This window comes from Bradyrhizobium sp. CCBAU 45394 (assembly GCF_028128655.1).
Taxonomy (GTDB): Bacteria; Pseudomonadota; Alphaproteobacteria; order Rhizobiales; family Xanthobacteraceae; genus Bradyrhizobium; species Bradyrhizobium diazoefficiens.
Genome location: NZ_LBIX01000174.1, coordinates 166,661 through 178,735, shown reverse-complemented (window position 1 = coordinate 178,735; position 12,075 = coordinate 166,661). Strand labels below are relative to the sequence as shown.

The window sequence follows — 12,075 nt, the reverse complement described above, 5'->3', positions numbered from 1 at the left end:
GGCTTATCGGCTTGCCGCCTCGCTGATCCGCCGCCTGATCTTGGCGGCGCTAGCCTTGAGCAATTCGGATGGCTGCTGGCCGGTCGCGGCGCACAGGCAGGCCCAGTAGTAGATGACATCGCCGAGCTCTTCGACGAGACCCGCCTTGTCGAGCCAGTCATCGCGCAGCAGCTTCTTGATGTGGTCGGCGACCTCACCCGATTCACCGGCGAGGCCGAGCCCGAGATAGGACAGCCGCTCGTTCGACGGATGCTCATCGACTTTCGCAACGCTTGCGGCCCAGGCCGCATATTCATCGATCGTCATCGGCATCCCTCGCCCCGGCTTTCGGATCAGCCAACCACTTCCGTGACCGGCTGAAGATCGATCTCGAACGTCTCCAGGAATTTCGACGTCATGATGTAGAAGCCGACCGAGAGCTGCAGCTCGACCAGCGCGGCCGGCGTCAGCCTCGATGCGATCGCCCTGAAGGTCGCGTCCGTCGGCTTGTTCAGCTTGACGATCTCGTCGGTGAAGGCGAGCGCGGCGCGTTGCACCTCATTGAAGCAGCTCGCGGCCTGCCAGTTCTCCAGCGCCTCGTTCTGCTCGTCGGTGACGCCGACATTCTTGCCGATGCGCTTGTGGGCGACGATCTCGTACGGCGCCTCGCACAGGATGCCGGTGCGCGTGATGGCGAGCTCGCGCACGACCGGATCGAGCTCGCCCTTGTGGCGGATGGCCCCGCCGAGCCGGCAATACTGCTCAAAATAGCTCGGCGAATGCGACATCATCCGGAAGATGTTGGCGTGGCGGTTCTTGTCGAGGATTTCGCGGGTGCGATCGGACGCCTTGGACGGGTCGCTGTAGTTGATACGGGCCATCAGTCACCTTGGGTCTTGGTCTTGTTGTCGTTTTTCGGAGTTCCCAAGACTAATCTTGCGCTGACGCAAGCGCAACATCATCGCGCATCGCGTCATCGCTACGCGGTTGACGCTTTCGGCGCCTGGAACGGCGTGGAATCGGCAAAGCGGCGGACGATATTGGTCACCAGCAGGGCCGCCACGTTGTTGTAGCCGTCAACCGGCAACGCACCGATGAAATTCATCGAGCCGACGGAAAAGACCGCGCCGCCATTCGGCGTCTCGAAGAAGGTCAGGTCGGAACGGATGATCTCCTCGCGCGACGCCGGCCAGGTGTGGTCGTAGCGCTCTTCATTGACCGGCTGATAGGTCGGATCGGTAAGTACGGCCCGGCCGATGATGATCGCATGATGCGGCGTGCCGAGGCGCGTGTCGGCGCGGTCGAGCTCGTGGCCTGCGGCGCCACCGCCCATGAAGCCGCGCTCGCCGAGCTTGGCGCCCGGCCTTGCCAGATCCTCGATGCCCTCGCGCATGAATGCGACGCGCGGATCGAGAATGCCGTCGAGGAAGGTGTAGGGGAAGCCCATGTACTCCCCTTGCGTACTGAAGCCGACGCCGACCAGCGCCTGCGGCGGGCGGCCGAGCCGTCGCCAGAGGCCGCCATAGGACCCGTCGAAAGCATGATAGCTCTCGCCGGGGAGCGTTTCCCAGAGCCGGATGCCGCCCTCGGCGCGTCGCAGCTCGAAAGCCCAGGTACCCGTCGCGTGCGGCACCACTTTCCAGTAGAAGCCGTTGCCGCCGAGATACATAAAGCGGCCGCCATTGCCGATATAAGCACCGAGCGCATCGAGCGTCTCGTGCGTGTGGTACTCCGGATGCTGGCCGGTCAGAACCACGGAATATTTCGACAGCAGATCGACGCCTTCGGCATGGACGTCGTGATCGGTGATGACTTCGAAGTCGATGCCCTTGCGGGTCAGAAGATCGGTGATGGCGCTGTCGGCGGAGATCCAGTACAGGCCGGAACCGTAGTCGCTGGGATCGACGAGGTGGATCTGGTTCACGCGCTTGTCGATCAGCGGCCGGCGCATGGTCGACATCACCACGCCGCTGCCGTCCGAATGGAAGTTGTAGGGCGACACGCCGTATTCGGGATGGCCGTCCGGCGCCTGCGCCAGCGCGCCCCAGGCCAGTGACCGCTCCGTGATCAGGGCTTGCCTGCCCTTCTTCTGATACTGACTATAGACCGTGTAACTGAAGGTCGGGGCGAGGAATGCCACCTTGGCCTGCGATCCCGGTATGCGGGCGCGGACATAGAAGACGATGTTGTCGCGCGCGCCGTCCTTTTCCAGGTGCAGCGCATAGACGCCGCTCTTCCAGTCGTCCGGCACGGTGAAGGTCAGCGACGGCTGCCAGCCGGAATCGCCGATATCGTCGTCGTGGAAATGGATCGCGCCCCAGAGCTTCGGCTCCTCTGTCCAGCGATGCGTCACGCCGCCTGTCCAGCGCGATCCCGTCATCGCGCGCGTCGGCAAATTGATGCAAACGCCGTGCGCCCTGGAAGGACCGATATCGGTCGCAATGTCGGTCGGAATGCCGATGGAAAAATCCCATTCGGCGACGGCCGGGGCCGCGGCTCCAGAGCCTTGCACGGCGATGACGCCCTCAAGGCCCGCACCGCCATCGGTGATGCGCGGCCGTTCGATCTTGCCGTTGAAATGGTGGACTGCGCCTTGCCCTGCGCGCTCCGCCGCAATCGCGACGGCCCCCATGCCGGCCAACGCGGTGCGCGGCGCGCCCAGCGTTTTCGTCGCGCGCTCGTCGCGGTCGAGCCTGATCTTGCGGGGGGCCTGTGCGATCGCCAGCGATCCGGTCACCGGGTCGAACAGACACGCGATATCGTGCCACGCCCGCTCGGTGAGCGCGATGCCGGTCTCGACCTCGAATGTTGTCTCGCCAACGACAAGCCGCGCAGAAGCGCCCGCCTTGCCGACGCCAAGCGTCAGCGCGCCGCCAGCGCCCGCCCAGTTCAGCACGGCCTGCCTGCCCGCGGCGAGCAGGGTCGGCCAGACGGTCGCGGCAAAGGCGATCGGACCTGTCGGCAACGCCAGTGCTGATACATCGACCCATGAGCCCTTTGCGATGGTCTGCTCGATGCCATCGTGCTGGCCTTCGAGATCCCACTTGACCGGAATCTCGCGATAGCCGGGCCCCTTCGGGTTCGGGTCGCCACAGATCACGCGCGCGATCCGCGCCGAGTAGCGGCCGCCGCCCTTGACCGCGATCATGAAGTTGATGGCGTCGCCGGAGCGCACGCTCCAGCGGTCCGCATAGCCGGTGATCGGAAGCATCGAAAATCCCTCTTCAGGCGCCGCGCACGTTCCAGAACAACGGCAGGCCCTTGAGCATGCCCGTCAGGCTCTTCTTGTAAGCGGTCGGCTGATAGAAGACACCAAGCGGAACATAGGGAACGTCGATAAAGCACTGCTTCTGCATCTCGACGCCGATCCTGGCCTGCGCGGCGGCATCGGGAGCGGCGAACCAGGCATCCCGCAGCTGTTCCAGCTTCTCGCTCTTCGCCCAGCCGAACGTTGCCTTGTCGCCGCTGCCGCGGATGAAGTTATGCGCCGAAGGATTCAGCTGCGTGACGCCCGCGGAATAGGTGCAGAAGGCGCTGTATCCGCCCTTGTCCGGCGTCTCGCGGTTGCCCATGCGCCGCAGCATCGAGCCCCAGTCCATCGCCGCGTAGTCGAGATTGAAACCGAGCTTGCGGAACAGATCGGCCGCGACTTCGCTCATCTGCCCGATCACAGGGAAATCGCCCGGCGCCATCAGCAGCACTTTCTCGCCCTTGTAGCCGGCGTCCTTGATCGCCTTGGCCGCGGCGGCGATATCCCGGGGGCCGGTCAGCGCTTCCATGCCGGCATCGTTCGCCATGTTGCCGCCGGGCGCGAAGAAGCCGATTTTGTCCCGCCAGAGACTGCTGTCCTCTCCCGCGACCGCGGACATGAACTCCTTCTGGCTGATGGCGGAGAGCACCGCGCGACGGATGGCCGGGTTGTCGAAGGGCGGCTGCGTGTGGTTGAAGCGCAGCACGCCGACATTGCCGATCGGGTCGAGCAGTTCGACATTCAGCGCCTTGTTGCCCTTCAGCTTCGGCAACAGGTCGACGATGGGCTGATCCCACCAGTCGATCTCACCCTGCTGAAGTGCGGCCGCCGCCGTCGCGGGATCCGGGATGACCTGCCACTCGACCCGGTCGAAATGCGCGATCTTCGGACCGGCCAGCAAGCTCGGCGTCCCCTCGGGGCGCGGCACGTAGCCGTCGAAACGCGTGTAGACCAGACGCGCGCCGGGCACGTGCTGATCGGCCTGGAACTTGAACGGACCGGAGCCGATCAGCTCCTTGACCGGCGTCACGCTGTCCGTCTGTGCAAGACGTTCCGGCATGATGAAGGCGACGATGGCGCCCACTTTGCCGAGCGCTTCCGGCAGCAGCGGAAACGGCGACTTGAGACGCCAGCGCACGGTCTTGTCATCAGGCGCCGAGACTTCGTCGACCAGGTTGAAGAGTGAATTGCCGAAAGCATCGCGCGAGGCCCAGCGTTTCAGGCTCGCCACCACGTCGCGTCCGCGCACAGGCTCACCGTCGTGGAATTTCAAGCCATCCCGCAACGTCATCGTCCAGAGCTTGCCGTCGTTCTCCACGGTATGGCCGGCGACCATCTGCGGCTGAACCTGGAATTTCTCATCGACGCCGTAGAGGGTGTCCCAGATCAGGAAGCCGTGGTTCCGGTTGACCAGACCGGTGGTGATCATCGGATCGAGAATTGCGGCATCGGCCTGCGGCACGAAGCGCAGCACGCGCGAGCCTTGCGCGCGGGCCAGCCGCGGCATTGGAAAAGTCGAGCCCAAGGCGACGCCAAGACCGGCGCCCAGTGTGGATCGGAGCAGGTCTCGACGGCGCATGCTATGGTCTCCTCAACGGGTTACGCAGATGGACGTTTCTCGGCAAGCTTCGCTTCGGCGCTGAACAAGGTCCGACCGAAAAGGTCGAGCGCCTCGTCAACCCCGGCTTCGTCGATGATCAGCGGCGGACAGAATCCGATCGTGTCGCCCATCGCGCGGATGATCAGGCCATTCTCGATCGCGAGGGTGTCGAACATCGCGCCGACCTTCAACGCGGGATCGAAGGCCTGCCGCGTCGCGGGGTCGGCGACGAGTTCGACCCCGATCATCAGTCCCTCGCCGCGCACCTGCCCGACGATGCGCGAATCCCGCGCGATCTGCTCCAGCCCGGCGCGGAGCCGGCTGCCCATGCGGCGGACATGCGGGACCACATCCATCTCGTGATAGATCTTCAGCGTTTCGAGCGCGATGGCCGCGCCGACCGGGTGCCCGGAATTGGTGAAACCGTGGCCGAACAGCTCGCCGCCCTTGTTCATCTCGCTGAGCGCATCCCGGATCGGACGTCCCAGCAACACGGCGGACATCGGGAAGTAGGACGAGGTGATGCCCTTGGCGAGCGCCACCATGTCCGGCTTCATGCCGACCGTCTCGCAGCCGAACCAGTTGCCGGTGCGGCCGAAGCCGCAGACCACCTCGTCGCCAAGCACCAGGATGTCGTGACGGCGCAGCACCGCCTCGATCTCAGCGAAATATCCCTTCGGCGGCACGACGATGCCGCCGCCGGCGTTGATCGGCTCGGCGATGAAGGCAGCGATCGTGTCGGGCCCCTCGGCCATGATCAGCGCTTCGAGATCGGCGGCGAGGCGATCGACGAACGCCGCCTCGCTCTCGCCCGGCCTGGTGCCGCGATAAGCATCCGGGCAATGCGTGTGCAGGAAACCGTCGAGCGGGAGGCCGAATTCACGGTGCATGCGCGGCAGGCCGCACATCGAAGCCGCAACGATCGTCGAGCCATGGAAACCGCGGTCGCGGGCGATGATCTTCCGTTTCCCGGGCTTGCCACGAACCGCGTGATACACCCAGGCGAGCTTCACCATCGTCTCGGTGGCTTCCGAGCCTGAGGTTGCGAAATAGGCCTGCGCATCCGGGATCGGCGAGATTTCGACCAGCTTCTCGGCGAGATCGATCGTGTTATCCGGCGTCTTGTGATTGAAGCTGTGATAGAAGCCGAACTTGTCGTAAGCCGCCGCTGCGGCGGTCTTGAGGCGCTTCTCGGAAAAGCCGAGCGAGGTGCACCAGAGCCCGGCCATCGCTTCCAGATAACGCTTGCCGCTCGCGTCATAGACATGGACGCCCTCGCCGCGCGCCATGATCAGCGGTCCGATTTCTGCATGACGCTGTGGGTTGGTCTGCGAGTGCAGATGGAACGCGATGTCGCGCGCGTCGGCTGAATTGGGCTTGCTGTCGAACACGCGCGCAGCCTCCATCGTCCCACCGACGGAGCATTCCCAACCCCGGTCGCGCGGAAACTGGTCAGTCCAAATTGGTCTGACCAGCTTGGCTTTCGCGCGGCAGCTTGTCAAACTCAAATAAAGAGCTGATGAGCACGAAGATGTTGCACGATCCCCCGTCCAAGCCTGAGCGCAGCTTCGAGATCGTCGCCCGGCGCATTGCTGCGATGATCCAGGCGAGTTACCGGATCGGCCAGCGCCTGCCGGCAGAGCGCGATCTCGCGAAGACCTTTGGCGTGTCGCGGCCGACGGTGCGCGAGGCCATCCTGTCGCTGGCGATGGCCGGCATGCTGAAGGTGCGCAGCAACAGCGGCGTCTATGTGATCAGTCGTCAGGAAGCACCCGACGTGCACGCGCTCGAAGGTTTCGGGCCGTTCGAGAATCTGGAAGCGCGCCAGCTCATCGAGCCGCAGATCGCGGCGATCGCGGCGCAGCGCGGCACCGAAGCCACCTTCGCGCAGCTCGCCGAAGCGCTCGCCATGATGCGCTGGGAACACGCGCAGGGACGCGAGGCCGACACGTCGGACCACCGCTTCCACATGGTGCTGGCCGAAGCAACGGGGAACGGCGCGCTGGTGTCGATCAGCGACTCCTTGTGGCGCGCGCAGACGGAGTCGGGAATCTGGCAGGAGATTCACAACCACATGCAGATGGAGGATTACCGTCCCATGTGGCGCAGGGATCACGAGGCCATCTTCGAAGCCGTGCAAGCGCGGAACCCGCGCAAGGCGAGCCTCGCGATGACGCGTCACCTCACCAACATCAGGGATGCGCTGATGGAGGCTTCGAATGCCAGATCGATGGCCACGACCAAGGTGCCCGCGAATTCTCCCAAGAAGGCCCGATGAAACTTTTTGCGATTGAAGCAAGTTTCCGCAAACCCTGTGCCGCGCGACCGCAAGAGCAACATTATCGAGTCAAAATCCCGCCGCATTGCTGATCGACCTTGGCACAGTCGATATTCGCCGCGTGGGGACAAATCGCGGTGAGTACTCGCAAGGGGTGTTCCGAGTAAAAACAATTGGCCGTCGGGTGCGCTAGCCGCGCAACGATGAGTCACGCCCAAGTCTAGGGAGAAAAGGCATGAAGGAAGCCACCAAGGGGGCGGCCTCGGGAGCGCTCGCGCATATGCTGGCGGTGACGGCGATGCTCGTCATCGCCAGCATCTTGTTCTACGGGCGCTAGTAAGAGTTGTAAGCGTTGTAAGAGTTTTCGTCGTTCCGGGGTGGCCCTCGCACAGGCCAGGCCCAGAATACCCGTTCCAGGCTCGGTCTTCCGGACCGCCCCCGAATGACGAAATCCCGCTATTTGCTTTTGGTGAAGAACGGCACGAGCTTCCCGGCGAACGGCTTGAAGCTCGCATTGACCTCGTCGCCGATGGCGAGGTCGGTCTCGCCGTGGGCCATCATGCGAAAACCCTCGGCACAATCGACCAGCAGGATGTTGTAGGGCACGTGCGCGCGCGTCTCGGGCGTGGCGGCGCGGCAGACCAGCGAGGTCGCATAGACCCTGCCCTTGCCGCTGGCGCGCTGCTCGGATGGGCCGGACGCACCGCAGGCCGCGCAGAAGGCGCGATGGAAATACTGCACGTGACCGCATGCGCCGCAGGTCTGAAAGGTGATGGCCCGTTCGCCCGTGGTCCAGTCGGCCAGACGCTCGCTCATCGCACCCGCTCCAGGAACATGCTGACATGGGACGACAGCACGCCGCCGTCGCCGTGCAGGAGCGCGATCGAGGCATCGCGCACCTGGCGATTCGCCGCGCGCCCCGTCATCTGCAAATGCGCCTCGACCAGATGCGCCATCGCACCGCCGACGCCGCAATGGCCGTAGCTGAGCAGACCGCCATGGGTGTTGAGCGGCATCGCGCCGTCGCGGCCATAATGGCCAGAGCGTACGCGGGCCGCCGCTTCACCGCGGCCGGCGAGGCCGAGATCCTCCAGCAGCATCGCAAGCGTGATCGTAAAACTGTCGTAGATCGCGGCGTAGCGCACGTTGGAGATCGCAAGGCCGGTGGCCTCCCTGGCGCGTGCGATCGAGATTTCGGCGCCGAGCTCGCTCAAGCCGGGCGCGGCCGTGACGTGCTGATGGGTATGGGCCTGGGCGCAGCCGCGGATGCGCACGCCGGCCTCGCCTGTCCGCTCGCGGCTGATGACGAAGGCCGCGCCGCCGTCCGACACCGGACAGCAGTCGAGCAGCTTCAACGGCATCGCCACCGGCTTCGAGGCCATGACGTCGGCGACCGTGATGGGATCGCGGAATTGCGCGCCGGGATGGGTGCAGGCGTGGGCCCGCATCAGCACCGCGAATTCAGCGAGGTCCTCTTCGCTCACGCCATATTCGTGCATGTACCTGCTAGCAACGAGGCCGTAATAGGCGGGAATGGTCGGGCCGAGCGGCACCTCGTAGTCGGGATGGCCGACCTGCGCCAGCGCCTGGATCGAAGCGTCGCGGCTCTGTCCGGTGAGGCGGTTTTCGCCGGCGACGACAAGAACGTGCTTTGCGACTCCGGCCTCGACCAGGTGATGCGCGAGCATCGTCATCGCGAGGCCCGTTGCGCCGCCGACCTGCACGGCATGGGCGTAGGACGGGCGAATGCCGAAATGCTCGGCGAAGACGGTGGCGAGCATGATGTGCGGGGAGACGGTGGAGTAGCCGCAGAGGATGCCGTCGATGTCGGTGCGCTTCAGCCCGGCATCGTCGAGCGCGGCTTGCGCGGCCTTGCTCATCAGGTCGAGCGAGGACGAGCCTTGGTGCTTGCCGAAGGGCGTGAGGCCGACGCCGGTGATGAAGCTCATGGTGTCTCCCCGATGTCATTCCGGGGCGCGACGTTAGGCGCGAGCTCCGGTGCGCAATTGCGCACCTGAGAATCCATACTCCCGATGGTGGTTATGGATTTCGGGCTCGCGACTTCGTCGCGCCCCGGAATGACGGATGAGAGAGTTGTCGCCATCTCTTCCCCCTACTCCGGCGAGGAGCGCGTCACGCCGTCACGGACCATGGCCGCGATCTCCTCGGCGGAATAACCGATCTCCTTCAGTATCTCCGCGCCGTGCTCGTTGAGACGCGGCGCAAGCCTGATGGTCTCTGCTTCGGTCTCCGACCAGCTCGCCGTCACCTTCATGCTGCGGATCGGGCCTTCGGTCGGATGGTTCACGACCGGGAAGAAGCCGGTCGCCTCGAGATGCTCGTCGTGCAGCATCGAGGCAAGGTCGTGCATCGGCATGACCGGCACGTCGGCCTTGGTCAGCAGGTCGATCCATTCGGCTGTCGTGCGCGTCTCGAAGATGCGGGCGAGCTCGGCATAGACGACGTCGATATTGCCGGCGCGGCCGGCAAAGGTCGCGAATTTGGGGTCGGCGCGCAGATCGTCGCGACCCGTCGCCTTGAAGAAGTTCTCCCACTGCTTGTCGTTGTAGACGATGACACTGAGATAGCCGTCCGACGTCTTGTAGGGCCTGCGGTCGCGCGAGAGGTGGCGGGCATAGCCGCCCTTGTCGAGCGGCGGCTCGAAGGTGAGCCCGCCCATGTGGTCGCCCATGACGAAGCCGGCCATGGTCTCGAACATCGGAATATCGACGCGCTGGCCGCGCCCGGTGCGGTCGCGGTGCACGAGGCTGGCGCAGATCGCGCCGACGGCAGTGAGGCCGACGATGCGGTCGACCAGCGCGTTGGGCACGTAGCGCGGCACGCCGTCGCCCGTCTGCGCCATCAGCGCCGGCAGCGCGGTGGCCCCCTGGATCAGATCGTCATAGGCGGGTTTGGCCGCATAGGGCCCGTCCTGGCCGAAGCCGAACACGCCGGCGTAGACGAGGCGCGGATTGATCTCCGAGACGACGTCATAGCCGAGCTGGAGCCGCGCCATCGCCTGCGGGCGGACGTTGTAGACGAGAACGTCGGCGTCCCGGAGCAGGCGCAGCACGGCATCGCGCCCCGAAGGCTTCTTCAGATCGAGGCAGATCGAACGCTTGCTGCGGTTGGTGTTGAGAAACACCGGGCCCATGCCGGCGTGGCGCATCGGGCCGATCAGGCGGGTGACGTCGCCGTCCAGCGACTCCACCTTGATCACGTCGGCACCGTAGTCGCCGAGCATCTGGGTCGCATAGGGCCCCATCAGCACGGTGGTCATGTCGACGACCTTGATGCCCTTCAGCGGCCCCATTCGTTCGCTCCCGATTGCGCGGGATCGGCTCAGCCCGCGATTTCGGTCCAGCTAACGGCAGCGGCGCCGCGCGCGCAAGGGCGGCCGGCGTATGGCTGCATGCGTGGTGGCGCGGCCGCTATTTCTTCTCGCGGGATTCCCGAATCTTCAGCAGCCGGTCGAGCTCTTCGTTCTGCTGGCTGATCCGGTCCGCGATGCGCGACTCGTTCTGCTCGCCGGAAGCGGCCGCGGCCTGCTCGATGAGCTGCCTGATATTGTCCTCGAGGATCGCGATGCGATCGTTGAGTGCGTCCATCGACAGCGAGTCTTCGTAGTCATTGCTCATGATGCATTCCCTGCAAATCAATCAGGAGCTTTAAGGGGCCCGGGCGGGGCCACCATGATCTAGCGCAATAAAGAAAGAAGGTGGGCACCGCGCTTCGCGCCTTTGCCCACCCTACAAGCCTTACTTCAGCGGCTCCAGCACGGAGACGTAGTTGGCAACCGCTGCACCGCCCATGTTGAAGATGCCGCCGAGTTTTGCATTTTTGAGCTGCATGCCTTCGGGCGCCTGGCCCGCAAGCTGCATCGCGGTCATCACATGCATTGAAACGCCGGTGGCACCGATCGGATGGCCCTTGGCCTTCAGTCCGCCGGACGGATTGACCGGCAGCTTGCCGTCCTTGAGGGTCCAGCCTTCCTTGATGGCGCGGGCGCCCTGCCCCTTCGGCGTCAGGCCCATCGCTTCGTATTCGATCAGCTCGGCGACGGTGAAGCAGTCATGGGTCTCGACGAAGGAGAGATCGGTGAGCGCGACGCCCGCCTTCTCCAGCGCCCGCTGCCAGGCGACCGTGCAGCCCTCGAACTGGAGGATGTCGCGCTTGGACATCGGCAGGAAGTCCTGGGCGTGCGCGGTGGCGCGGAAGCCGATCGACTTGCTCATGCCCTTGGCGGTCTCGGCGTCGGCCAGGATCAGCGCCGCCGCGCCATCGGAGACGAGCGAGCAATCGGTGCGCTTCAGGGGGCCGGCGACGTAAGGGTTCTTCTCGCTCTCGGCGCGGCAGAACTCGAAGCCGAAATCCTTGCGCATCTGGGCGAAGGGATTGGCGACGCCGTTCTTGTGGTTCTTGGCCGCGATCAGCGCCAGCGCATCGGACTGGTCGCCGTATTTCTGGAAGTAGGAGCTGGCAATCTTGCCGAACACGCCGGCAAAGCCGCCCACCGTGTCGCCGTCCTCGGGCAGGTAGGACGCCTTGAGCAGGTTCTTGCCGATCTCCGGCCCCGGCGTGCGGGTCATCTGCTCGACGCCGACGACGAGCACGATCCTGGCCGCACCTGCGGCAATCGCGCGCAGGCCTTGGTGCACCGCGGCAGAGCCGGTCGCACAGGCGTTCTCGACGCGGGTTGCCGGCTTGAAACGCAGCTTCGGGTCGGCCTGGAGCACCAAGGAAGCGGTGAAATCCTGCGGCGAGAAGCCGGCGTTGAAATGACCCAGCACGATCTCGTCGACGTCGCCGGCCGAAATGCCGGCATCCGCCAGCGCCTCATTGGCCACGCGGACGACGAGGCTTTCGACGGTCTCGGTGTCAAACTTGCCGAACGGCGTATGCGCCCATCCGACGATGCTGGCAGTCATGGTCTTTTCTCCTTGGAAGCGCTCTCCCCTGAGCTATGTC

At 64.9% G+C, this 12,075-nt stretch carries 11 protein-coding genes; 1 reads left to right on the top strand and 10 read right to left on the bottom strand.

Annotated features, from left to right (window positions below; all coding sequences use genetic code 11):
* Positions 1-3: 3 nt before the first annotated feature.
* From WN73_RS34100 to WN73_RS34080, 5 genes are all read right to left on the bottom strand, one after another.
* Positions 4-306 (bottom strand): nucleoside triphosphate pyrophosphohydrolase family protein, encoded by a 303-nt coding sequence (locus tag WN73_RS34100; protein WP_027543134.1) that lies wholly within the window; start codon positions 304-306, stop codon positions 4-6.
* Positions 307-332: 26 nt separating this feature from the next.
* On the bottom strand, positions 333-860 hold the full coding sequence (locus WN73_RS34095; protein WP_271556587.1) for a carboxymuconolactone decarboxylase family protein: 528 nt from the start codon (positions 858-860) through the stop codon (positions 333-335).
* A gap of 98 nt (positions 861-958) precedes the next feature.
* A complete protein-coding gene (locus tag WN73_RS34090) occupies positions 959-3,190 on the bottom strand; it encodes a N,N-dimethylformamidase beta subunit family domain-containing protein (protein WP_271556585.1) in 2,232 nt (743 codons plus the stop codon).
* A gap of 13 nt (positions 3,191-3,203) precedes the next feature.
* Positions 3,204-4,808 (bottom strand): ABC transporter substrate-binding protein, encoded by a 1,605-nt coding sequence (locus WN73_RS34085; protein WP_271556583.1) that lies wholly within the window; start codon positions 4,806-4,808, stop codon positions 3,204-3,206.
* 20 nt (positions 4,809-4,828) lie between these two features.
* The gene (locus tag WN73_RS34080; RefSeq protein ID WP_271556581.1) at positions 4,829-6,235 is read right to left on the bottom strand and encodes an aspartate aminotransferase family protein; all 1,407 of its coding nucleotides are present in this window, start codon (positions 6,233-6,235) and stop codon (positions 4,829-4,831) included.
* 125 nt (positions 6,236-6,360) lie between these two features.
* Between WN73_RS34080 and WN73_RS34075 the strand changes: the two genes are divergently transcribed.
* On the top strand, positions 6,361-7,107 hold the full coding sequence (locus WN73_RS34075; protein ID WP_271556579.1) for a FadR/GntR family transcriptional regulator: 747 nt from the start codon (positions 6,361-6,363) through the stop codon (positions 7,105-7,107).
* Between the two features lie 456 nt (positions 7,108-7,563).
* Here WN73_RS34075 and WN73_RS34070 read toward each other — a convergent pair whose 3' ends face one another.
* The 5 genes from WN73_RS34070 to WN73_RS34050 all read right to left on the bottom strand — a co-directional run bounded on the left by WN73_RS34070 (position 7,564) and on the right by WN73_RS34050 (position 12,035).
* Positions 7,564-7,923 (bottom strand): Zn-ribbon domain-containing OB-fold protein, encoded by a 360-nt coding sequence (locus WN73_RS34070; protein ID WP_271556577.1) that lies wholly within the window; start codon positions 7,921-7,923, stop codon positions 7,564-7,566.
* Positions 7,920-9,056, bottom strand: a complete 1,137-nt coding sequence (locus WN73_RS34065) for a thiolase family protein (RefSeq protein ID WP_271556575.1) — start codon at positions 9,054-9,056, stop codon at positions 7,920-7,922. The genes WN73_RS34070 and WN73_RS34065 overlap by 4 nt, the downstream gene beginning before the upstream one ends.
* Before the next feature lie 164 nt (positions 9,057-9,220).
* On the bottom strand, positions 9,221-10,420 hold the full coding sequence (locus tag WN73_RS34060) for a CaiB/BaiF CoA transferase family protein (RefSeq protein WP_271556573.1): 1,200 nt from the start codon (positions 10,418-10,420) through the stop codon (positions 9,221-9,223).
* Positions 10,421-10,538: 118 nt separating this feature from the next.
* Positions 10,539-10,745, bottom strand: coding sequence for a hypothetical protein (locus WN73_RS34055; protein WP_011086702.1), 207 nt, complete (start codon positions 10,743-10,745; stop codon positions 10,539-10,541).
* Between the two features lie 120 nt (positions 10,746-10,865).
* A complete protein-coding gene (locus WN73_RS34050; RefSeq protein WP_011086701.1) occupies positions 10,866-12,035 on the bottom strand; it encodes an acetyl-CoA acetyltransferase in 1,170 nt (389 codons plus the stop codon).
* Between the last annotated feature and the right edge of the window lie 40 nt (positions 12,036-12,075).